The sequence below is a fragment of the Alistipes megaguti genome (assembly GCF_944320325.1).
Taxonomy (GTDB): Bacteria; Bacteroidota; Bacteroidia; order Bacteroidales; family Rikenellaceae; genus Alistipes; species Alistipes megaguti.
The window spans coordinates 119,663-142,286 of record NZ_CALUHA010000001.1; the positions used below are offsets into that span (position 1 = coordinate 119,663).

At 60.9% G+C, this 22,624-nt stretch carries 22 protein-coding genes; 15 read left to right on the forward strand and 7 right to left on the reverse strand.

Annotated elements, in window-relative coordinates:
• The first annotated feature begins 2 nt into the window (after nt 1–2).
• The 4 genes from rbfA to PUQ42_RS00500 are packed head-to-tail and all read left to right on the forward strand — an operon-like array spanning nt 3 to nt 2,700.
• Nucleotides 3–344, forward strand: a complete 342-nt coding sequence (rbfA, locus tag PUQ42_RS00485; RefSeq protein WP_087311563.1) for a 30S ribosome-binding factor RbfA — start codon at nt 3–5, stop codon at nt 342–344.
• Between the two features lie 13 nt (nt 345–357).
• Nucleotides 358–1,566: an ABC transporter permease gene (locus PUQ42_RS00490; RefSeq protein ID WP_273369877.1), complete on the forward strand. Its 1,209-nt coding sequence runs from the start codon at nt 358–360 to the stop codon at nt 1,564–1,566.
• Nucleotides 1,566–2,393: a DUF4296 domain-containing protein gene (locus PUQ42_RS00495; protein WP_232009123.1), complete on the forward strand. Its 828-nt coding sequence runs from the start codon at nt 1,566–1,568 to the stop codon at nt 2,391–2,393. Before PUQ42_RS00490 ends, PUQ42_RS00495 begins: the two co-directional genes overlap by 1 nt.
• Nucleotides 2,350–2,700 (forward strand): hypothetical protein, encoded by a 351-nt coding sequence (locus PUQ42_RS00500; RefSeq protein ID WP_087311567.1) that lies wholly within the window; start codon nt 2,350–2,352, stop codon nt 2,698–2,700. Before PUQ42_RS00495 ends, PUQ42_RS00500 begins: the two co-directional genes overlap by 44 nt.
• Nucleotides 2,701–2,872: 172 nt before the next feature.
• On the opposite strand, the gene xerD is transcribed toward PUQ42_RS00500, so the two are convergent.
• Nucleotides 2,873–3,769, reverse strand: coding sequence for a site-specific tyrosine recombinase XerD (gene xerD / locus PUQ42_RS00505; RefSeq protein ID WP_087404564.1), 897 nt, complete (start codon nt 3,767–3,769; stop codon nt 2,873–2,875).
• A 68-nt stretch (nt 3,770–3,837) separates the two neighbouring features.
• On the opposite strand from xerD, the gene prmA reads away from it, so the two are divergent.
• From prmA to PUQ42_RS00520, 3 genes are read left to right on the forward strand one after another with little or no spacing between them, the layout of a single operon-like run.
• A complete protein-coding gene (gene prmA, locus PUQ42_RS00510; protein ID WP_122119977.1) occupies nt 3,838–4,668 on the forward strand; it encodes a 50S ribosomal protein L11 methyltransferase in 831 nt (276 codons plus the stop codon).
• 13 nt (nt 4,669–4,681) lie between these two features.
• Complete coding sequence (gene recO, locus PUQ42_RS00515) at nt 4,682–5,407, forward strand: DNA repair protein RecO (protein ID WP_087404566.1); 726 nt, start codon at nt 4,682–4,684, stop codon at nt 5,405–5,407.
• A 45-nt stretch (nt 5,408–5,452) separates the two neighbouring features.
• Nucleotides 5,453–5,866 carry a hypothetical protein gene (locus PUQ42_RS00520; protein ID WP_232009122.1) on the forward strand — a complete coding sequence of 138 codons (414 nt, stop codon included), beginning with the start codon at nt 5,453–5,455 and terminating at the stop codon, nt 5,864–5,866.
• Nucleotides 5,867–5,929: 63 nt separating this feature from the next.
• On the opposite strand, the gene PUQ42_RS00525 is transcribed toward PUQ42_RS00520, so the two are convergent.
• The 5 genes from PUQ42_RS00525 to tgt all read right to left on the reverse strand — a co-directional run bounded on the left by PUQ42_RS00525 (nt 5,930) and on the right by tgt (nt 12,509).
• Nucleotides 5,930–7,861: a YgiQ family radical SAM protein gene (locus PUQ42_RS00525; RefSeq protein ID WP_273369880.1), complete on the reverse strand. Its 1,932-nt coding sequence runs from the start codon at nt 7,859–7,861 to the stop codon at nt 5,930–5,932.
• Nucleotides 7,862–7,931: 70 nt separating this feature from the next.
• The gene (locus PUQ42_RS00530) at nt 7,932–9,188 is read right to left on the reverse strand and encodes an RluA family pseudouridine synthase (protein ID WP_273369881.1); all 1,257 of its coding nucleotides are present in this window, start codon (nt 9,186–9,188) and stop codon (nt 7,932–7,934) included.
• Nucleotides 9,189–9,289: 101 nt separating this feature from the next.
• Nucleotides 9,290–10,258, reverse strand: coding sequence for a PASTA domain-containing protein (locus PUQ42_RS00535; protein WP_273369882.1), 969 nt, complete (start codon nt 10,256–10,258; stop codon nt 9,290–9,292).
• A 13-nt stretch (nt 10,259–10,271) separates the two neighbouring features.
• Nucleotides 10,272–11,375, reverse strand: a complete 1,104-nt coding sequence (locus PUQ42_RS00540; protein WP_087311100.1) for an LptF/LptG family permease — start codon at nt 11,373–11,375, stop codon at nt 10,272–10,274.
• 3 nt (nt 11,376–11,378) lie between these two features.
• Nucleotides 11,379–12,509: a tRNA guanosine(34) transglycosylase Tgt gene (gene tgt / locus PUQ42_RS00545; RefSeq protein WP_087311101.1), complete on the reverse strand. Its 1,131-nt coding sequence runs from the start codon at nt 12,507–12,509 to the stop codon at nt 11,379–11,381.
• A gap of 59 nt (nt 12,510–12,568) precedes the next feature.
• On the opposite strand from tgt, the gene PUQ42_RS00550 reads away from it, so the two are divergent.
• From PUQ42_RS00550 to rsmG, 3 genes are all read left to right on the forward strand, one after another.
• Nucleotides 12,569–13,723, forward strand: coding sequence for a glycosyltransferase family 2 protein (locus PUQ42_RS00550; protein ID WP_273369886.1), 1,155 nt, complete (start codon nt 12,569–12,571; stop codon nt 13,721–13,723).
• Nucleotides 13,714–14,277 carry an RNA polymerase sigma factor gene (locus tag PUQ42_RS00555; protein WP_087311103.1) on the forward strand — a complete coding sequence of 188 codons (564 nt, stop codon included), beginning with the start codon at nt 13,714–13,716 and terminating at the stop codon, nt 14,275–14,277. Before PUQ42_RS00550 ends, PUQ42_RS00555 begins: the two co-directional genes overlap by 10 nt.
• Before the next feature lie 259 nt (nt 14,278–14,536).
• Complete coding sequence (gene rsmG / locus PUQ42_RS00560; protein WP_122121540.1) at nt 14,537–15,160, forward strand: 16S rRNA (guanine(527)-N(7))-methyltransferase RsmG; 624 nt, start codon at nt 14,537–14,539, stop codon at nt 15,158–15,160.
• A 587-nt stretch (nt 15,161–15,747) separates the two neighbouring features.
• On the opposite strand, the gene rlmN is transcribed toward rsmG, so the two are convergent.
• Entirely contained in the window at nt 15,748–16,779 is a 1,032-nt protein-coding gene (rlmN, locus tag PUQ42_RS00565) for a dual-specificity RNA methyltransferase RlmN (protein WP_273369887.1), read from the reverse strand.
• A gap of 254 nt (nt 16,780–17,033) precedes the next feature.
• Here rlmN and PUQ42_RS00570 point away from each other — a divergent pair, with 254 nt between their 5' ends.
• The 5 genes from PUQ42_RS00570 (at nt 17,034) to PUQ42_RS00590 (ending at nt 22,616) form a co-directional block, all read left to right on the forward strand.
• The gene (locus PUQ42_RS00570; RefSeq protein WP_122119969.1) at nt 17,034–17,720 is read left to right on the forward strand and encodes an energy transducer TonB; all 687 of its coding nucleotides are present in this window, start codon (nt 17,034–17,036) and stop codon (nt 17,718–17,720) included.
• A 151-nt stretch (nt 17,721–17,871) separates the two neighbouring features.
• A complete protein-coding gene (gene hflX, locus PUQ42_RS00575; RefSeq protein ID WP_087311108.1) occupies nt 17,872–19,089 on the forward strand; it encodes a GTPase HflX in 1,218 nt (405 codons plus the stop codon).
• Nucleotides 19,090–19,107: 18 nt separating this feature from the next.
• Entirely contained in the window at nt 19,108–19,764 is a 657-nt protein-coding gene (gene upp / locus PUQ42_RS00580; RefSeq protein ID WP_087311109.1) for a uracil phosphoribosyltransferase, read from the forward strand.
• Nucleotides 19,765–19,769: 5 nt separating this feature from the next.
• Nucleotides 19,770–21,611: an LTA synthase family protein gene (locus PUQ42_RS00585; RefSeq protein WP_273369888.1), complete on the forward strand. Its 1,842-nt coding sequence runs from the start codon at nt 19,770–19,772 to the stop codon at nt 21,609–21,611.
• A 78-nt stretch (nt 21,612–21,689) separates the two neighbouring features.
• Complete coding sequence (locus PUQ42_RS00590; protein WP_273369889.1) at nt 21,690–22,616, forward strand: helix-turn-helix transcriptional regulator; 927 nt, start codon at nt 21,690–21,692, stop codon at nt 22,614–22,616.
• Nucleotides 22,617–22,624 lie beyond the last annotated feature (8 nt).

Genomic DNA, 22,624 nt, shown 5'->3' on the forward strand with positions numbered 1-22,624 from the left:
TTATGGAAACAACGCGACAACAGAAAATCGCCAAACAGATCCAGAAGGATGTGGCGGATATCTTCCAGAAGGAGGGGGCCTCGCTGGTCCGCGGGGCCTTGGTCACGGTGACGGGCGTCCGGGTATCTCCGGATTTCAGCTATGCGAAGATCTACGTGAGCATCTTCCCCTTCGAGCAGAGCCAGGCGCTCATGGAGCGCTTCGAGCACCAGAGCTGGTTCATCCGTCGGGCCCTGGGGCAGCGGATCCGCAACCAGCTGAAGAATATCCCGGAGATCCAGTTCTTCCTGGACGACTCGCTCGAGTATATCGAGCACATCGAGAAGGCGTTGAAGGAGGACTGAGACACGGTCTGCCATGCTTTCCCGCTACATAGCCCGGCGATATTTCTTCTCACCCCGTTCACGTTCGGTCGTGAATCTGATTTCGGGGTTGAGCGTGGCTGCCGTGGCGATTCCCGTGGCGGCGATGGTGATCCTGCTGTCGGTCTTCAACGGATTCGAGACGCTGGTCAAGTCGATGTATTCGGCCTTTGACGCGGAGTTGACGCTAACGCCGCGGCGGGGTCAGACCTTCTCGGTGACGGATCTCGACACGGCGGCGCTGCGGCGGATTCCGGGGGTCGGAGCCTTGTCGCTCACGCTGGAACAGAGCGTGCTGCTCGAACACGGGGGGCGCCAGGCCACGGCGACGCTGCGGGGCGTGGATGACTTCTACGGCGAGGTTTTCGACCTGTCGGATGCCGTGGTGACGGGCCAGTGGCGGGTGCGCCTGGGCGATCTCGAGCGGCTGGTCATCGGACAGTCGATGGCGTGGATGCTGGGGATTCGCTCGCTGGCGGATGCCGACGTGACGATGTACGCCGTGCGCCGGGGGAGTTTCTCGACGCTGCTGCCGATGGACAACTATACGCGCCGCACGGAGCCCGTGGGGGGTGTCTACGTGCTGGACCTCGATACGGAACGGACCTACGTGCTGACCTCGCTGCGGCTGGCGCAGTCGCTCTTCGAGACGCCGGACCGGGTTTCGGCCGTCCAGATCCGGCTGACCCCGGGGGCCAGCCCCGAGCGGACGCGCGAAGCGGTCGCGGCATCGGCTGGCGACGGGTTCCAGGTCCGGACACGCGACGAACTGCGGGCATCGTTCTACCGGATCATGACCTATGAGAAGTGGGGCATCTTCTTCATTGCGCTGCTGGTTCTGGTTGTGGCCTCGTTTTCGGTGGTGGGGGCGCTGTCGATGCTCATCGTCGAGAAGCGCGGCGACGTGGAGACGCTGCGGGCGCTGGGAGCCGATACGGATCTGATCCGGTCGATCTTCCGCACCGAGGGGCTGCTGATCTGCGGCCTGGGGGGTGTGATCGGACTGGTCGTAGGGGTGACGTTGAGCCTTCTGCAGCAGCATCTGGGTCTGATCGAGATTCCGGCGGAGAGTTTCCTCACGAAGAGCTATCCGGTGGAGTTCCGCATGACGGATCTGGTGGTCGTTGCGGCGGCCTTTGCGGTGGTAGCGGCGCTGCTTGCGAACGTGACGGTCCGCAGCATGATAAAGAAAACAACCCGATGATGAAGATGAAACGATATCTGCTGTATGCGTTGACGGGCCTGCTTCTGGCGGGCTGCAACCGGCATACGATCATTCCGGACGACGAACTGGCGTTGATCTTCCACGATGCGTTCCTGACGAATGCCTACCTCAATGTGGAGAAGGTTCCGACGGATTCGCTGCGTCTGTACGAACCGATCTTTGCGCGCTACGGCTATACGACCGACGATGTCCACTATACGATCGGCAACTTTTCGAAACGCAAGAGTGCGCGTCTGGGCGATGTGGTGGAGCGTGCGATCGACCTGCTGGAGGCCGAAGGGAAGATCTACAACCGGGAGGTAGCCATTCTGGATACGATCGACAACGTGGCTCGGCGGACCTTTACGGAGACGCTTCGTTCGGATTCGCTGATTCGGGTTCGCTCGCTTCGGGATACCTCGCTGTTGAGTTTTACGGTGGATGTCGAGCCTGGCGAGTATGATCTGTCGCTGCGCTACGAGATTGATTCGTTGGACCGGAATCCGCGGGGTCTGAAGGCCCTGATGTGGCTGGAGCGTCGGGACAGCACGCGGACGGGGACCTATACGACGATGCTCCGCCGCAACCGGGAGGAGCGTTTTACGCGGCAGTTTACGACCGACACGACGCATCGGCGGCTTCATGTCCATTTTCTGACCTTCGGCGAGAAGGCGCAGCGGCCCTCCGTCACGGTTCGGGATCTGAAGCTGACGCACACGCTTCCAGCGGCTCCGGCCGTAGATCGCCTCTACGAGCAACAGCTCAATATCCGTATATTTGCCGATGAATTCTTCCGCAAAGCCCTTCCGCCGCAGGATAGCCTCTAATCTGCTCTGGACGCCGCAGGGGGTGTTGCGCCAACCGTTGGTCACCTTTTATGCCGACGGGAGTTTTCTGGTGGAACAGTGTCCGATGCCCGACCGGCTGGCGGCGACGGAGTTTTATGCGGGGCTGCTGGTGGCGGACTTCCCGGCGGATTGCCGACCGGCCTTCGAACGGATGCGGGCGGAGGGGGGAGATCTTGCCGTACTGCTTCCGCGAATGGTGGCCGAAGGGGGTGTCTGGGTGGTGATCTCGGGGCTGGACTACGCGGCTCTGCGCCTTACGCCCCAGTCGCGGATCCGGCCGTTGTAACTGCGGATCGCCGGCTTTGCCCCGGCTCCGATCCGGTTTCGTCCCGTTTTGAGCCGTTTGGACCCAGCCCTGCTCCAGTTCCGGGCCGTCTCTCCTTTCCCTTTCGATTTTCCCGGCTCTTTCGGCCCTCCCTTTCCGCCTGTTTTTTCCGTCGTCTCTTGTTTCCTTCCATTCAGACGGGCAGATGCTCCTCGACGGTACGTCGCAGATGGCTGTTGTCGAGGTGGGTGTAGATTTCGGTGGTGAGGATGCTTTCGTGACCGAGCATCTCCTGCACCTGGCGGATCGAGGCCCCTCCCTCGAGCAGATGGGTGGCAAAGGAGTGGCGGAAGGTGTGGGGGCTGATGTGCTTGTGAATGCCGGCTCTTTGGGCGGCCTCCTTGAGGATGGTGAAGACCATCACGCGGGTAAGTTTACCGCCGCGGTTGTTCAGGAAGAGGATGTCTTCGTTCGAACGGGCTCCGGGACGCTTGTCGAGGTAGCGGTGAATGCGTTCGCGTGCCACGGCGCTGATGGGAACGATCCGTTGTTTGTCGCCCTTTCCGATGACGCGGATGTACCCTTCGCCGAAGAAGAGGTCCTGAATCCGGAGCGAGGTGAGCTCCGAGACGCGCAGTCCGCACGAGTAGAGCACTTCGAGCATGGCCTGGTCGCGCAGCCCCTTGACCGTCGAGGTGTCGACCGTGGCGATGATGCGGTCGATTTCGTCGGTGGAGAGGACGTCGGGGAGCTGTCGTCCGAACTTGGGGCTTTGTACGAATTCGGCGGGCGAAGCATCGATCTGATCGTTGATCATCAGGAAGTTGAAGAAGCTCCTGACGCTGCTCAGCGCGCGGGCCTGGGAGCTTTTTTCGCGGCCCCGGTCGTAAAGCCAGGCCATGTAACGCTCGACCATTGCGGCCTCGACCTTTCGGGGCGGGACGTCCCACATCCGGAGGATGAAGTGCGCGAACTGTCTCAGGTCGCGCATGTAGGCCTCGACGGAGTTTGCTGAGAGTCGTTTTTCGAGCTTGATGTAGGTGGCGTACCGCCGGCCGGCATCGGCCCATTTTTTTGTATTTTCTGCCATGATGGTGGAGCTATCCGGGGAAATAATCGTAACTTTGTCCGTACGAAGATAGGAAAATTTTACATAATATGGAGTACGTATCGTTGCAGATTCCGGTGACGGAGGCCGAACAGGGGGAGATCCTGACGGCGGAGCTGGCCGACTATCCGTTCGAGAGTTTCGAGACCGAGGGTGGTCTGCTGAAGGCCTATATTCCTCAGGAGCGGCTTGCCGACTGCAAGTCGGAGGTTGATTCCCTGCTGGAGCGTTACGGGGTGCATGGGCGTTACATCGCCATCGAGCCCCAGAACTGGAACGCCCTCTGGGAGCGGAACTTTCCGGCCACGGACGTCGAGGGTCGGCTGCGGATCCGGGCACCGTTCCACGAGGCGGCCCCGGCCGGGGAGCTGGAGGTGGTTGTGATGCCGAAGATGTCGTTCGGCACGGGTCACCATGCCACGACATGGCTCATGTCGCGGGCGATTCTCGACCTGGGGGTAGCTGGGCGCAGCGGGCTGGACATGGGCAGCGGCACGGGGGTGCTGTCGATCGTTGCGGTGAAGTGCGGCGCCACGCACATGGACGCCGTGGACATCGACGACTGGGCCGACGCCAACTGCCGGGAGAATATCGTCGCGAATGGCGTCGAAGATCGTATCACGCCGATGCTGGGCGACGTGCGGCGGATCGCCGGCCGCCGCTACGATTTCATTCTGGCCAACATCAACCGCAACATCCTGCTTTCGGACATGCCCTCCTATGCGGCGACGCTCAACGAAGGAGGCGATCTGTTGATGAGCGGCTTCCTCGAGGCGGATGTTCCCTCGATCGTGGCGGCGGCCTCCGAACTGGGCATGGAGCCCGTTTCGACGGCCATGCGCGACGGTTGGATGATGGTCCACGTACGGCGGACGAAGTGACGCAGACGCTGCGGTGAGAAGCTACAAGGGGCGCGGCATCGTGCTGCATACGCTCAAATACGGCGATTCGTCGCTGGTGGCCTACCTGCTGACCGACGTTGGGGGACGCCGCAGCTATATGGTCCAGGGGGTCCGCAGCCGCCGGGGCCATGGTTCGAAACTGGCTCTTTTCCAGCCGATGTTTCCGGTGGAGTTCGAAGGGCTGGAGTCATCGCGCCAGCAGATGGACCGCTTCAAGGAGGTTCGGGCGGGTTTTGCGTTGCAGAGCCTGCCGTTCGACGTACGCAAGTCGACCATGGCGCTCTTCATGGCCGAGACGCTCTACCGGCTGGTCCGCGAGAGTGAGCCCAACGAGCCGCTGTTCGATTTTGTGTGGAACTCGGCGCTGGCGCTGGATGCCCTGGAGAGCGGGGTTTCGAACTTTCACCTGTGGTTTCTGGCCAATCTGAGCCGGCTGTTGGGTTTCCGGCCGGGCAACGACTATCGGCCGGGGTGGTGGTTCGACATCCGGGAGGGGCTTTATACCCCGACGCCACCGCTCCACCCCGGATCGATGGATCCGGCCCGTGCGGCGTTGCTGGACCGGCTGCTGGGCCTCGACGTGCGCGAACTGGGGTCGCTCGGACTGAACCGTGCGCAGCGTTCGGAGTTTCTGAATGCGATGCTGACCTATTTCGGTTACCATCTCGATGCAATCAGTTCGGTTCGTTCGGTGCACATACTGCGGGAGGTGTTTTGACGTTTGATTGACAGAAGGGATAACAGTAAAATAATAGCAGATCGTATGAAAAAGCGTATCATCGTAATGTTGGCCGCGATTGCGGCATGTGGGGGGACCGTCGAGGCCCAGCAGCCGGAGCCGCTGCTGCTGGAACCGGAGTCGAAAGTGGTGTTCAAACCGGATACGTTGCTTCGCCATACGAATCCGGGCTTTACGCTTCCGGATTCGCTGGCCCACCTGTCACCGTGGCGGCCGGACTACGAGACAATGGGACCGATGCGTACGAAGCCGAAGATTTCGATGTCGTCGATCGTGGAGATCCAGCGGGAGAATCTGCCGTCGCGGGTGACGGTGATTGACAACAACACGCTGCGTCTGGGTCCGCACTTTACGGTTTCGAACGGTCAGGCGTGGAACTGGAGCCCCTTTCCGGATGCCTACCTCGATGCCCGGACGCTCTCGTTCCCGATGCGTTGATCTCCGGATATGGATGAATCCTCCCGGAACAAAAAAGGCCGATCCCGAAAGGACCGGCTTTTTTCATCTTTTCTTCAGCGCGGGTCTCTTCAGCGCGGATCTCTTTAACGCGGAGCCTTTTTCCTGTGCCGCACCTTTCCCGCGCACCGCCCCTTTCCCCGACCGGTTGCGGGCCTCTTCCGGTTCCGTGAGACGCTTCCCCGACCCGGGATGAAGCGGCAGCCCCTTTGAACGGGCTCCTTCCTCCACCCTCTTTCCGAATCCTCCTTGCCGGACGCTGCCGGACGCCTCGGCCGTGCGGCTGAAAAAGTAACTCTTCTGCCGGCGCTTCTCCTCCTGCGAGCGGGCCACGTAGACCGCCTCGTGCGTATAGGGGTTCTCTCCGGTGTAGAACATCACCGACGAGAGGGTCATCGGCGTGGGCGTGAGGTCCTGCACCTGCTCCAGATTGAAGTGCAGGCGCCCCAGCACCTTTTCGGCCAGCGCCTTCATGTCCTGCTCCGTGCACCCCGGGTGCGAGGAGATGAAGTAGGGAATCAACTGGTAGGGCTGCTTCTCCTCGCGGCAGATGCGGTGGAAATCCGTATTGAGCTTTTCGAAGAGGGTGAACGGCGGTTTTCGCATCAGCCGCAGCACGCGCTCTTCGGTGTGTTCCGGGGCGACCTTCAGCCGGCCGGAGGTGTGGTGGACGAGTACCGTGCGCAGGTAGGGCGAGTCGTCGAAGAGGTCGTAGCGTATGCCGCTTCCGATGAAGGCCTTCTTGATCCCCTTCACGGCGCGGATTTTGGCGTAGAGATCGAGCAGCGGCCGGTGGTCGTTGTCGAGGTTGGGACACTTCGCCGGATGGAGACACGAGGCCCTCCGGCAGCGGGCGCAGAGCGAACGGTCGCGGCCACCCATGCGGTACATGTTGGCCGAGGGGGCCCCGACGTCGGAGAGATAGCCCTTGAATCCGGGCATTTTCACGACGCGTTCGACCTCGGCGAGGATCGAGCGCTCGCTGCGCGAGTGGACGAACTTGCCCTGATGGGCCGAGATGGTGCAGAAGGAGCATCCGCCGAAACATCCGCGGTGGATATTGACCGAGAACTTGATCATCTCCCAGGCGGGGATCTCTCCGCGGCCGTTGTAGCGCGGATGGGGGGCTCGCTCGTAGGGGAGGTCGAACGAATGGTCGAGCTCCTCGGTCGAGAGGGCGGCGTTCGGCGGCGTCACGACGACATAGCGGTCACCGACCTGTTCGACGAGCGTTGCTTCGGGCTCCATCAGGTTGCTCTGGGTCTCGATGACGGTGAAGTTTTCGCCGAAGGCGCGCTTGTCGGCGGCACACTTCTCGAAGGAGTGGAGACGGATCGTCCGCTCGGGATCGAGCCGCGCGACGTAGCTTTCGTCGGAGAGGAAGGCCACCTGTCGGATTTTGCGCAGCAGTTTGGCGTTGTATCCGTTGCGCATGGCGCGTGCGACCTGCTGGATGACGCGTTCGCCCATACCGTAGATCAGCAGATCGGCGCCGCTCTCGACCAGCACCGAAGGCTTGAGCCGGTTGCTCCAGTAGTCGTAGTGGGTCAGCCGCCTGAGCGAGGCCTCGATGCCGCCGACAACGACCGGGACGTGCGGATAGAGGCGCTTGAGGATCTGCGAGTAGACCGTCACGGCGTAATCGGGCCGGAAACCGGCCTTTCCGCCCGGGGTGTAGGCATCGTCATGGCGCAGCCGGATGTTGGCCGTGTAGTGGTTGACCATCGAGTCCATGGCTCCGGCCGTCACGCCGAAGAACAACCTCGGCGCGCCCAGTTTGGTGAAGTCGCGCAGGTCGTCCCTCCAGTTGGGCTGGGGGACGATTGCCACGCGATAGCCTTCGGCCTCGAGCAACCGTCCGACGACCGCCGCCCCGAAAGCCGGGTGGTCGATGTAGGCATCGCCCGAGAAGAGGATCACATCGAGCTGATCCCATCCGCGATCGCGGACCTCCTTGATGGTTGTGGGCAGAAACATCTTCTTGCGAATAGGGTTGTTCCGGAGACGCAGGCCTTCCGGATCCGGTCATGTGTCTGGTTTTGTGGGTCTATTGCTCCTCCTGACCGCGGGCGCCGGCGACGTAGGTGTCCCACCGGGCCAGCAGGGCCTTGAAGTCGTCGGGGAGTTCGCTGTCGAAGAGGACCTGCTGATGGGTGGCCGGGTGCTCGAAACCCAACAGCCGGGCGTGGAGCGCATGGCGTGGCATCACGGCGAAGCAGTTTTCGATGAACTGCCTGTATTTGGCAAAGGTCGTGCCCTTGAGGATGCGGTCGCCTCCGTAACGCTCGTCGTTGAAGAGCGGATGTCCGATCCAGGCCATGTGGACGCGGATCTGATGGGTGCGTCCCGTCTCGAGCCGGCACTCCACGAGGGTGACGTATCCGTATCGGCGCAGCACCTTCCAGTGCGTCACGGCGTGCTTGCCCTGCGACCCGTCGGCGAAGACATACATCTTCTGCCGGTCCTTGGGGCTTCGGCCGATGTTTCCGGTGATGGTTCCCTCATCCTCTTCGAGGTTGCCCCAGACGAGTGCGACGTAGCGGCGCTGGATCGTATGGTCGAAGAACTGCTTGGCCAGCCGGGCATGGGTCTGTTCGTCCTTGGCGATGACGAGCAGCCCCGAGGTGTTCTTGTCGATGCGGTGGACCAGTCCGGCGCGGTTCTGCTCCTCGGCCGGGATCCCCTGGGCGTTGAGGTGGTACATCAGGGCGTTGACCAGCGTTCCGGTGTAGTTCCCCACACCGGGATGGACGACCATTCCGGCGGGTTTGTTGACGATAAGCAGATGCTCGTCCTCGTAGGGGATGTCCAACGGGATGTTCTCGGCCACGAGCTCCGTTTCGCGCCGCGGATAGGGCAGCACGATCTGAATGCGGTCGAGCGGCTTGACCTTGTAGCTCGACTTGGCCGGCTTGCCGTTTACGAGGATGTTTCCGCTGTCGGCCGCGGCCTGAATACGGTTGCGCGAGCAGTGCTCCATCCTCACGGTGAGGAACTTGTCCAGCCGCATCGGGGTCTGCCCCTTGTCGGCCGTCACGGCGAAGTGCTCATAGAGCCCGGCCTCCTCTTCGCCCTCATCGCCGGATTCGTCGATATCGGACAGTTCGTCGTCGGCAGCGGCCTCTTTTCCGTTCGAGGTCCGGGCCTTTGCACCCTCTTCACCCTCCGACTCGAGCCTCTCTTTGACCGTCCGCTCCGCAGAACGGGCCTCCGCCGACGTTTCCGTTGTCCCGCCCGCGGACATCTCCGCGGACATCTCCGCGGACATCTCTGCGGACATCTCTGCGGACGTCTCCGTCCCCATTTCCGTCCCCATTTCCGTCCTCGTCTCTGCCCTCGTCTCTGCCCCCGTCTCTGCCCCCGTCGGCTTCGACGGCGAAGTGTTATTCAGCAAATCGCGCTTCATCAGTCGAAAAAGCCTTCGTTATCGTCGTTTTCCCGGGTGTGGTCCGCCTCCCGGGGGCCTTCCAGCGTCTCATCCAGCGAGATCCGGGCCAGCGAATCGGCCTCCAGCTGTTCCTCGGCCTTGCGGGCTTCGGCCGCCTGAGCGGCCAGCTTTTCGGCCTCGGAGCGGTACTTCCCGAGTTTCTCCATGTCGAGCGTGAGCCGCAGATCGATGCGCGAACCCAGCGAGGCGCTGTGCTCCGCCCCGGGGATCTGGATGTAGACGCGGGCCTCCTTCTGATTGAGCAGATTGATCCCTTCGTCGAAGTCGATGCGACCGACGTTGAGGCCCGATTCCCAGAGGCGCCCCTTGGCCTGGGCGAGGGGCTGCCCCACCACCTGCGGGACGATCGTCGAGGAGGCGCCCTCCTCGAGACCGACGTAGAGCGTCACGCCGGAGCCCATTTCGGCCTCGATGCGGGAGTTCTGCTGGACGGGCTTGCCGTCACACACCTCCTCGAGGACATAGTTCGTGGCGATGTCCGGGCGGTATACGATTTCGGCGATCTCCAGACCGGCGATTTCGAGCATGTTCTTGGCCTGCCGGAGCGAACGCCCGGCGACATAGGGTACGGGGACCATCTTCTGGCGGAAGGAGTTGATCGTGATGTAGACCGTCCGTCCGGGTTTTACCTCGACGCCGCCCTCGGGGAGTTGGTCGAGGATGATTCCGCCCTCGTATGCCGGGACGAAGAGCGAGTCGTTGATCTGGAGTTTGAGGTCGTGCTTGCGGGCCAGATGGCGGGCCTCGTCGAGCGGTATGCCGGAGAAGTCGGGGACCGTGCGCCGGGCTCCGTGGCGGGTTCCGATCTGCATGAGCAGATGTGCGGCGATGGCCATCGCCAGGATGATCACGACGATGAGCAGGAGGTTCCAGAGGAGTTTGTGCTCCCGGAGACGATCGATGAGGCTGGTGGATGGTTTCTGCATGGTGTTGAGGAGTCTATTTCGGCGCTTTCCGGTAGAGGTAGACGGCGATGAACAGGTAGATGATGTTGGGCAGCCAGACGGCCAGACCCGTGGGGAGCGTTCCGCTCTTGGCAAACTCCTCGAAGAATCGGTTGAAGAGGATGTACGAGAAGCAGAGTCCCGTGCCGATGCCGATGTGCAGGCCCGTTCCACCGCGGACCTTGCGCGAGGAGAGCGAGACACCGATCAGCGTGAGGATGAATGTCGAGAGCGGATAGGCGTATCGGGCGTGCTTTTCGACCTCGATGATGTTGATCGAGTCGGAACCCTTGGCACGCTGCTGTTCGAGGAAGCGGTTCAGCTCGGAGATGTTCATGGTCTGAATCAGGTCGTTGATGGCGCCCAGTTCGGCCACTTCGAGGTTGATGAGCGTGTCGAGGTTTCGGAACTGTTCGAAGGTTTCGCCGCCGTCGGCCGTAAATTCACGTTTGGTGTAGCGGGAGGCTGTCCAGCGCTTGGTTTCGGGGTCGAACCGCGCGTCGGCGGCCTCGAGCGAGCGGACCATCTCGCCGTCCTCGTAGCGCTCGAGGACGAAGAACGAGGCCTGGTTGGCGTTTCCGTTGTAGCCGCGGATGTAGGCGAACGTTCCGGGTTCGATCTGCCGGTAGATGTGTCGGTCGTAGCGTGTGTTCTGTTTTTTGGGGATGTACTTCTGCTGGAAGGCGATCACGCGGCTCTGTGCCCGGGGGATGACCCAGAGGTTGAGCGTCAGCGAGAGCGAGGCGATGATCAGCGCGCCGAGGAAGTAGGGCCACATGAGCCGTCGGAAGGACATTCCGCCCGAGAGCATGGCGACGATTTCGGTCTGATAGGCCATCTTCGAGGTGAAGAAGATGCAGGCGATGAAGGTGAACAGGCCGCTGAACTGGTTGATGAAGAAGGGGACGAAGTTCAGGTAGTTCTCCAGCAGGATGGCCTTCATCGGGGCATGTGTGGCCGTGAAGTCGTCGATCTTCTCGGCGTAGTCGAAGATGACGACGATGACGATGATCATCGCGATGGCGAAGAAGTAGGTCGACAGGAACTTGCCGAGTATGTACCGGTCCAGGATCTTGAAGCCGGGGAAGCGGAATTTCATCGGTCAGAGTCTTCTTGTGAGTTTTTCGACCATTGCCTGTTTCCACGGGACGAAGTCGCCGGCCAGGATGTGGCTGCGTGCCTCGCCCACCAGACGCAGGTAGAAGGCGATGTTGTGCAGCGAGGCGATCTGTGCGGCGAGCATCTCGCCGCAGACGGCCAGATGGTGCAGATAGGCCTTCGAGTAGAGCGTGTCGACGAAGGCAAAGCCTTCGGGGTCGATCGGCGAGAAGTCGTCCTCCCACTTCTTGTTTCGGATGTTGATGACGCCCTGGGCGGTGAACAGCTGCCCGTTCCGGCCGTTTCGGGTGGGCATTACGCAGTCGAACATGTCGACGCCTCGTTCGATGGCCTCGAGGATGTTGACGGGCGTGCCGACGCCCATCAGATAGCGGGGCCGGTCCTGGGGGAGGATGGCGTTGACCACCTCGATCATCTCGTACATCACTTCGGTGGGTTCGCCGACGGCCAGACCGCCGATGGCATAACCGTCGGCATCGTACTGCTTGACGTTTTCGGCGGCATGGGCCCGCAGATCGGGGTACGAGCAGCCCTGTACGATGGGGAACAACGCCTGATAGTGGCCGTATTTGGGCGCGGTCTGGTGGTATCGGTTGAAGCATCGGTCGAGCCAACGTTCGGTCAGGGCGAGCGAACGGGCGGCGTAGTCGCGCGGGGCGTCGCCGGGGGGGCATTCGTCGAAGGCCATCATGATGTCGGCGCCGATCGTGCGTTCGGTGTCGATGACGCTCTCCGGCGTGAAGAGGTGCTTCGAGCCGTCGATGTGCGAGCGGAAATGACACCCCTCCTCGCGCAGCTTGCGGCAGTCGGCCAGCGAGAAGACCTGGAAACCTCCGCTGTCGGTGAGCATCGGGCCGTCCCAGGTCGAGAAGCGGTGGACGCCACCGGCGCGTTCGATGATCTCCATTCCGGGTCGGAGATAGAGGTGGTATGTATTGGCCAGAATGATCTGGGCACGGGCCTCGTTCTTCACGTCGCGGTGGAAGATTCCCTTGACGGTGGCGGCCGTACCGACGGGCATGAAGATCGGCGTAAGGATCTTTCCGTGGTCGGTGACGATCTCACCGGCGCGGGCGGCCGAGGCGGGGTCTTTGTGTTGGAGGGTAAATTTCATATGCATCTATTCGGCAAAAATACATAAAATATTCGTATCTTTGCGCATATTTTGTCAATATGCGATTCTTCGAACAAATTCTGGTCAGCTATGGCTGGGAGGGCCTTGCGCTTGCGGGGTCGATCCTTCTGATGTTCGGCGTACAGCTCTACTACTATATCTTTGTCTACGGTCGCATTCCAGGCTACAAGAACAACCGTCGGGCGGCGATTCTTGACCGGGAGCCTCCGGTTTCGGTGATCATTCCGATGTTTTCGGAGGACTACACGTTTGTGGAGGAGCGTCTTCCGCTGATACTGGCGCAGGCCTATCCCGATTTCGAGGTAGTGATCGTCTACGTGGGTCACGATACGGATTTCTATGAGGATCTCATGCGGCTGAAGCAGTCCTTCCCGCAGATCACAACGACGAAGATTCATCTGGATCCTCGTTTCCCGATTTCGCGGAAGATGGCGCTCAACGTGGGCATCAAGTCGGCGCACTGCGAGCATCTGCTCTTCACTTCGACGGATGCCTGCCCGCAGACCGACCGCTGGCTGTCGCTGATGGCCAAGGGCTTCATGCGGGGCGACATCGTGGTGGGCTATTGCGGTGTCGAGCGTCGGAAGGGTTTTGCCAACTACCTGATGCGGACGTGGCGGATGATGCACGCGGCCGACTGGATCGCGCGCGCGGTGCGCAACCGGGCCTACCGGGGGACGCTTCACAACCTGGGTTTCACCAAGAGCCTCTACTTCGGGGTCAACGGCTTCGACCACCTGAACATGAACATCGGTGAGGATGATCTCTTCATGCAGCGGATCATGACGCGCGACAACGTGAGTGTGATTCTTTCGCCGCGGGCGACGCTTCGCGAGAGGACGTGGGGCGGACTGGGCTGGTGGATGAGCCAGCAGCGCTACTACGGTTCAGCCTTCCGGTTCTATCCGCGCGACGTGAAGAGTTATATCCGCTGGGAGCCGGTGTCGCGAAGTCTCTTCTTCGTGACGGTGATCTGCGCGCTGGCGGTCATGCCGCTGGAGTATAAGCTCGGAGCACTGCTCTTTCTGTTGCTGCGCTACGGCATTGTGGTGTGGGAGGTCCGGCGGGTGGCACGTCGTTTGGGTGAAGAGGGGATTCTGGGGCGTTACTTTCTGTATGATCTGCTGAGCCCGCTGTGGGCGGCGGCGCTGGCCCTGACGCTGGTGCGTCGAGACGAACGCGTATGGAGATAGCCGACTATATCGTAGCCGACGACCGGGAGCTGGTTACGCAGGCGCTCAAGGGGGACGACACGGCTTTCGAGTACCTGTTCAACCGCTATCGGGATGCGATCCACCGCCTCTTCGTGCAGCGGCTCGGGGGGACGAACGATGCCGACGACCTGCTGCAGGAGACCTTCATCAAGGTCTATATCAACCTGCACCGTTACAGCGGTGAATTCACCTTCGGACAGTGGGTCTATACCATTGCGCGGAACACCTTCATTGATTTTGTGCGGCGGCGTCAGGATGATCTTCCGATCGACGAACGTTTTGCCGCTCCGGCCTCGAGTGCCCCGACCCCCGAGGAGAGTGTCATCAACCTGCAGCAGCGGACGCAGATCGAGCACTATCTCGAACGGCTGGCTCCGCGCTACCGTCAGTTGATTGTCATGCGCTTCTTCGACGAGTACTCCTACGAGGAGATTGCGGCCAAGCTCTCGCTGCCGCTCGGGACGGTGAAGACGCAGATCCACCGGGCCCGGGAGCAGATGTGCCGGCTGATCGCCGAAGGCGAGAATCGGTGAGGACGTCCGAGCCGTCCGAGCCGTCCGAGCCGTCCGAGCCGTCCGAGCCGTCCGAGCCGTCCGGGCCGTCCGGGCCGTTCCGCCTGACGCCCGATCTTGTTGATCGCCGTTTGGACGGCCGAAACCTGCCGGATAAGGGCCGATCCGCCGGATCCGTTGCCGGAGGGCAGAGTTTGGCCCTGATCCGTCAAACCCCGGAAACGCCGGCTGCGGCCGGTAAAACAGGAAAACCCGATAAAACCGAAAGACGATGAGCGACCTGGAAAAAATCTACGGATACTTCCCCGAACTGGATGCCGTGCAGCGTGAGCGGCTGGCGGCCCTGTATGATCTCTACGCCGACTGGAACGCGAAGATCAACGTCGTTTCGCGCAAGGATTTCGACCAGCTTTACGTGCGGCACGTGCTTCACTCGCTGGCCATCGCGAAGGTGTGCCGCTTCGACGACGGGGCGCGGATTCTCGACGTGGGATGCGGCGGGGGATTCCCCTCCATTCCGCTGGCGATCCTCTTCCCGGGGGCGCACTTCATGGCGGCGGATTCGATCCGCAAGAAGATCACGGTGGTCGAGGGGGTCTCGCGGAGCCTGGGGCTTGAGAACCTGACGCCGCGCTGCGTGCGGGTCGAGACGCTGACCGAACGCTTCGACTATGTGGTGTCGCGGGCCGTGACGGCGATGCCTGAGTTCGTGAAGTGGGTGTGGCCGAAGCTCGAACGGGGCCGTCATGGCACGCTGCCCAACGGCATCCTCTACCTCAAGGGGGGCGATCTGGCCGAGGAGCTGGCCCGTACGGGTAAACACTGGGATCTCTACGATATCCATACGTTCTTCGACGAGGAGTTCTTCGAGACGAAAAAGGTGGTCTACACCCCGAAAAAATAGCGTCGGTTTAGCTCTCCGAAATGCTGCTAAGGTTGTTTCCTGCGGTGTTCGTGCTTTGCGCCGTGGCGGGCTGCCTGATCGCCGGGGTCAATCTGTTGACCATGCACGCTTTGGCCGCAACGCTCCGCCGCCGTCCGCGGAACTGTCCCCTTCCCGCCTTTTCTCTGCTTTTTCAACCTCTCTCGGCCTCACCCCCCCCCACTCTGTCTCTTCTCTGCCTCTCCCCGCAGAACGGGGACCGAATCCGAACAAGCCTCCTTTCGCTCTCTGAGCCCCGCTTTTTATATTGCTGAATCACAAAAAGAAATGCTGTTCATTATAGACAAATGAATGGCAGAAAACAGTCGGTATTATCGCCTTTGCTCTGATTGCCATATATGAGTTATTGATATGGGTAAATGCCTATGTAGATATGAAATACATGGTAGAGTCCAATGGAAATAACTTTTTGGCAGAGCGTATGTATATGCGTATTGGCTCATTATCCTTTGGGATGTGGCTGAACTTTGCCTTGACGATATTCCTGTTCATATGCCTTTGGCATAAAGAAGGCAAGCGATGAAAAGATTGGGTAAGCTGATCGCGTATTAAGCGGGTTCGTTTTTCATTCGGGTGCTCAGCAGTCCGCAGGCGGCCTGAATATCCTCGCCGCGGGAGGCGCGGATGGTGGTCTGAATGCCGCGGGCGGTGAGTGCGTCGCGGAACCGGATCATGGCCTCGGCGTCGGGCGAGAAGTAGGGAGACCCGGGAATCTTGTGGAACCGGATCAGATTGATCCGGCATTTGATTCCGTTCAGCAGCCGCGACAGCTCGCGGATATGGCGGGGCGAGTCGTTCATGCCGCTCATGACGATGTATTCGAACGAGACGCGCCGCTGATGGGTGAAGTCGTACCGACGCAGGATTTCGACCACCCGGGCGATGGGCCAGACCTTTTCGACGGGCATGATCTCGGCTCTTTCGTCGTGAAAGGGGTTGTGCAGGCTGACGGCCAGATGGACCTTCGACTCGTTGAGGAACCGCTCGAGCTGGGGGACGACGCCGGCCGTGGAGAGCGTAATGCGGGTCGGCGACCAGGCGAAGCCCCACTCGGCGGTGAGGATCTCGAGGGCCCGCAGCACATTGTCCGCATTGTCGAGCGGTTCGCCCATCCCCATGAAGACGAGATTCGTGAGACGGTCGCGTTCGGGGAGCGAGACCACCTGGTTGAGGATCTCGGCCGCCGAGAGTGACTGCTGCAGCCCCTGTCGTCCCGTGGCACAGAAGCGGCAGCCCATGCGGCATCCGGCCTGCGACGAGACGCAGAGGGTCGCACGGTCGCCGTCGGGGATATATGCCGACTCGATGAAATGCCCTTCGAGCGTACGGAAGAGATACTTCTTGGTGCCGTCCGCCGAACGGGTTTCGCGTTCTGGCGCGGAGAGCACCGGGGTGAAGCGTTCGGCCAGCCGCTGGCGGTTGGCAGCCGAGAGGTCGGTCATCCGCAGCGGATCCTCCGTGTGGCGGACATAGAGCCAGCGGGCGATTTGCCGGGCCGCAAACCGCGGCAGACCCAGTTCGTTGCAGAGGGCGGCAAGCTCCTGTGGATTTTTCCCGTATAACGGCTCACGATCAGTCATTTTTGCATCCTGAGGTTTGGTTTTTCGAGGACAAAAGTAGGTAAAAAATGAAGATTTTTATTCCGAGGCGCTCAATTTTGAATTTTTATCTCTATATTTGTGGTGCATAGCGTGCCTGTCCCGTATTGGGGTCGGGAGATTATGCGCCGGCCGGACCGAGGGGCTGATGAAGCAGCGGGGGGGGGTGCCCTCTGTCGTAAGCCCTTGAGACCGGACCGCAACCCGAACACGTCGGAACAATTAAAACTTGAAATATGGAAATCAAAAAATCACCCAAAGCGGACCTGAAAAACAAACGGGGCCTTTTGCTTGAGATCGGTCTTGTCGTATCACTCTTGCTCGTGATCGGGGCCTTCTCGTACACCCCCGAAGAGAAGCGTATCGAGAAAGTGGACCTGCAGGCTCCTATCGTTGAAGAGCAGATCGTAGAGATCACGCGTCAGGATCAGAAACCGCCCGAGACCCCCAGAAAGGTGGAGGTAAAGGTTATTGCCGACCTGCTTCAGGTCGTGACCAATGACACGAAGATTACCACGGAGGTCGACTTTACGGAGTTTGACGAGGATGTGGATGTCGTGCAGACGGTCGGTGTCGTCGAGGAGGAGGTTGTCGAGGATGACCAGCCGTTCCTGATTGCCGAGACGATGCCCTCGTTCCAGGGCGGTGACCTCAATACGTTCCGTGCGTGGGTTCAGCAGAATGTGAGGTTCCCGCAGATTGCCCTGGAGAACGGTATTCAGGGCCGAGTGGTTCTGTCGTTCGTGATTGAGAAGGACGGCCGTCTGACCAACATCCAGGTGCTGCAGACTCCGGACCGTTCGCTGTCGGAGGAGGCCGTCCGCGTGCTGAGCAAGTCGCCGAAGTGGACGCCGGGCAAACAGCGTAACCAGGTTGTACGTGTGAAGTATACGTTGCCGGTGGATTTCCGCGTACAGAACTGATGCGGATCTTCGGATCATTTGAATATAGGGTATCCTGCTTCGTGGAGGATACCCTTTTTGTCGCATGGAGTCAATCCGCGGGAGCGGTTTTTGCCGGCTTCGGTCGCGGGAAACATAGTTGATCAGGAAAATTTTGGAAGAGAAGAGACAAATGCCCCGGTCGAAACAGGAGGGGGCAAACGAAACAGGAACGGAGGAGCTGCGTGAACGGGCGGTACTGGTTGCCGTGGTACGTGACAATCAGGATGCGCGCCAGACCGACGAATACCTCGACGAGCTGGAGTTTCTGGCCGAGACGGCCGATATCCGGGCCGTGAAACGCTTTACGCAGCGTCTGCCGCAGCCTTCGGCCCGCATCTACGTGGGGCCGGGCAAACTGGCCGAGATCGTCGAGTACTGCAAGGAGGAGGAGATCGACGTGGTGATCTTCGACGACGAACTGAGCCCGTCGCAGACGCGCAATATCGAAAAGGAGCTTCCGTGCCGGCTGCTGGACCGCACGCGTCTGATTCTGGACATCTTTCTGTCGCGGGCTCAGACGGCCTATGCCAAGACGCAGGTCCAGCTGGCCCACAACGAATACATGCTGCCGCGGTTGTCGGGACTGTGGACCCACCTCGAGCGGCAGCGGGGCGGTACGGGCACGCGCGGCGGTGCCGGTGAGCGAGAGATCGAGACCGACCGCCGAATCATCCGCAACCGCATCGCCAAGCTGAAGGAGGATCTGAAGAAGATCGACCGCCAGATGGCTGTCCAGCGTTCGAACCGCGGATCGCTGGTCCGGGTGGCGCTGGTGGGCTATACGAACGTCGGGAAGTCGACGCTGATGAATCTGATTTCGAAGAGCGACGTCTTTGCCGAGAACAAACTCTTTGCGACCCTCGACACGACGGTCCGCAAGGTGGTCTTCGACAACCTGCCGTTCCTGCTTTCGGACACGGTGGGCTTCATCCGCAAGCTGCCTACCGAACTGATCGAATCGTTCAAGTCGACGTTGGACGAGGTTCGCGAGGCGGATCTGCTGGTCCACGTGGTGGACATTTCGCATCCGCAGTTCGAGGATCAGATCGCCGTGGTGAAGCAGACGCTGCAGGAGATCGGTGCCGGAGACAAGCCGGTTTATCTGGTCTTCAACAAGGTGGATGCCTACCGGTGGGTGGAGAAGGCCGAGGACGACCTGACGCCCGCCACGCGCGAGAACCTTTCGCTCGAGGATCTGAAGAAGAGTTGGATTGCGCGGGCCAATACGCCGTGCATCTTCCTCTCGGCGCTGCAGAAGATCAACCTGGAAAAATTCCGCTCGGATCTGTACGGGATGGTGCGAGAGATTCATGCCGGGCGTTATCCGTTCAACAATTTTCTCTATTGACAAACATCCCAAATCCCTATGACACTTCACGTACTTTCCCAACAGAACACGGTTCTGAACAAGTTTCTTTCGCAGATCCGCGACCGCGAGATCCAGAAGGACTCGATGCGATTCCGACGGAACATGGAACGGATCGGCGAGATCACGGCCTATGAGATTTCGAAGACGCTGAATTACCGTCCGCAGGTGGTTGAGACGCCGCTGGGCGAGGCCACGGTACAGGTGATCGACGACCAACTGGTCATTGCGACGATCCTGCGTGCGGGACTCCCCTACCACCAGGGCTTTCTGAACTATTTCGACGATGCGCAGAATGCCTTTGTATCGGCCTACCGCAAGAGCACGAAGGACGGGAAATTCACGGTAAAGGTCGAGTATATCTCATGCGGAAGCCTCGAGGGGAAGACGCTGCTGCTGGTTGATCCGATGCTGGCGACGGGCTCGTCGCTGGTTCTGACCTACAATGCGCTGTGCGAGAAGGGCGGCGTACCGGCCTGCACACACGTGGCGTCGGTGATTGCCAGCGAGCAGGGTGTTGACTACGCAATGAAGCACATGCCTCACCAGAATACGACGATCTGGACGGCGGTGGTCGACGAGGAGCTGACCTCGCGTTCGTACATCGTTCCGGGCATCGGCGATGCCGGAGACCTGGCCTACGGCGAAAAGATCTGACGGTGATGAGGCGGAAGATCGGATTTGTTCTGGCGGTTTTTGCGGCCACGGTGGTACTGATGGCGCTCCAGAAGCCGGTTTTCATGGCGTGGTACGCCGCGGAGGCGGCCGGAGCCGGTTTCGGGGGTTGGATGGCGGTGCTTTGGCACGGTCTTTCGCTTGATCTGACGGTGGCGGGCTACGTGACGGCCGTGCCGCTGCTGGTGATGCTCGCGTCGCTGTGGGTGCGCCTTCCGGAGCGGTTGTGGCGGGGAATCCTTACCGGGTATTTTGTGCTGGTGTCGGTCCTGACGGCGGTGATCTTTGCCGTGGACGTGGCCCTTTACGAACATTGGGGCTTCCGCCTCGATGCGACGATCCTGATCTACCTCTCCGATCCGAAGGAGGCGATGGCGAGTGTGGATTTCTGGCTCGGGGTGCGTCAGACGCTGCTGGCGGCCCTTTATGCCGCGCTGATGATCTGGCTCTACCGCCGCACGCTGCGGTTTTTCGACGGCCAGCGGGTCGGCTGGCGCACGGCTTCGGTCGGGAGTCTGGTGATGCTGCTGTTGGCGGGCTTCGACTTTCTGGCGATCCGCGGCGGCATGGGGGCCTCGACGGCCAACGTCTCGAAGGTCTACTTCAGCTCGGATATGTTTCTGAATCATGCGGCGACGAATCCCGTCTTTTCGTTTCTTTCGAGCCTCGGCGACCGGAATACGGACTACGCCGCGGAGTACCCCTTCTACGACGAGCCGCAGCTCACGGAGCGCTTTGCGGCGCTGCGCGGAAATGCCCCCGGGGCCGAGGCGCCGGCCCGACGGGTGCTTACGACCTCACGGCCGAACGTGGTGCTGGTGATCCTGGAGAGTTTCGCCCGCACGGTGATGGACGAGCGGGTCGACGGCGAGCCGGTGATGCCGAACATGCAGCGGCTCAAGGAGGAGGGGCTCTGGTTCGAGAACTTCTTTGCCAACTCCTACCGCACGGACCGCGGCGAGGTGGCCCTTCTGAGCGGCTTCCCGGCGCAGACGCGCATGTCGATCATGAAACTCCCGGCCAAGAGCCACAACCTGCCTTCGATTGCCCGGACGATGTCCGGGAGGGGGTATGCGACGAGCTTCTCCTACGGCGGCGACCTGAACTTCACGAACCAGGCGTCGTACCTCTATGCCACGGGGTGGCAGGAGCTGGTCTGGCAGAAGGATCTGCACTTCGACCGCGAGGCGGCCGACTGGGGTTACGACGATGAGGTGATGTGCGACTGGTTTGCCGAGCGGGTGATCTCGCTCGACGAGGGCGGACGACCCTTCCTGGCGGCGCTTCTGACGCTGAGCAGCCATACGCCGTTCGATGTTCCCTACTCGAAATTCGCCGATCCGGTGCTCAATGCGATGGCCTTCTCGGACGCCTGCGTGGGGCGGATGCTCGACCGCCTGAAGGCCTCGCCCGCCTGGCGGAACCTGCTGGTGGTGCTGGTTGCCGACCACGGTTACCCCTACCCGGCGACACTCTCCTACAACGAACCGCTGCGCCATCGGATCCCGATGATCTGGACGGGCGGAGCGGTGGCCGGTCCGCAGCGGATCGAGACCTACGCCTCGCAGATCGACCTGGCGGCGACGCTGCTCGGACAGCTGGGCCTTGCCCACACGGATTTCGACTACAGCAAGGATATTTTCGCGCCGGCGCCGCCGCGCAAGTTTGCCTACTATACGTTCAACGACGGCTTCGGGGTGGTGGATTCGCTGGGTGCCGCGGTGTGGGATGCCACGGGCGACCGTGTGGTGACGGAGACGAATCCCGAGCTGCTGGATGTCGGCCGCACGATGCTTCAGATGACCTATACGGATATCGGGCGGCGTTGAAAAATACCGCATGGTGGGTATTGCGGCATCTGGATTGCCGGATTAATTTTGCGGCAGAATGAAAAAATACCTGATTTTATGTATAAATCCGGAGGATATGGCGGTGATGACCGCATGTGTGACCTGGTTTGCGACCGTTATGCGGTGCTTCAGGTGATGAGCCGTTTCGGCATTGCGCTGGGCTTCGGGGACAAGAGCATTGCGGAGGTGTGTGCCGACAATCAGGTCGATACGGCGACCTTCCTGGCCGTTGTCAACCTGCTGATGAACCACGGCCTCGGGGAGAAGCTTGCTGACGGGATCTCGGTGCGGGCGCTGACCGACTACCTGCACAATTCGCACGGATATTTTCTGAATTTCCGCCTGCCGGCCATCCGCCGCAAGCTGATCGAGGCGGTCGACTGCGCGCAGAACGACGTTTCGTTTGCCATTCTGCGCTTTTTCGACGAGTACGTGGCCGAGGTCCAGCGGCACATGTCCTACGAGGAGCAGCGGGTCTTTCCCTACGTGGAGAAGCTGCTGGCCGGGGAGCGGAGCGCGGACTACTCGATGGAGATCTTCCGGCGCCACCACGACCAGGTCGACGCCAAACTGGGCGAACTGAAGAACATCATCATCAAGTACTACCCCTCGGGGAGCACAAACGAACTGAACGGTGTGCTGTTCGACATCTTCACTTGCGAACAGGAGCTGGCGTCGCACAACGCCGTCGAGGACGAGATCCTCGTTCCGGCCGTCGAGCGGCTGGCGGCCGAGGGGGTGGAGCCTCCGAAATCGGAGGCGCTGAGTGCCCGTGAGCGGGAGATTGTCGTCTGCGTGGTGAAGGGGATGACGAACAAGCAGATCGCCGATGCGCTCTGCATTTCGGCCCATACGGTGATCACCCACCGGCGGAATATCGCCTCGAAGCTGCAGATCCACTCGGCGGCCGGTCTGACGATCTACGCCATCGTCAACAAGCTGGTCGAACTCTCGGAGATCAAGGATACCATCCCGGAAACATAACCTTTAAA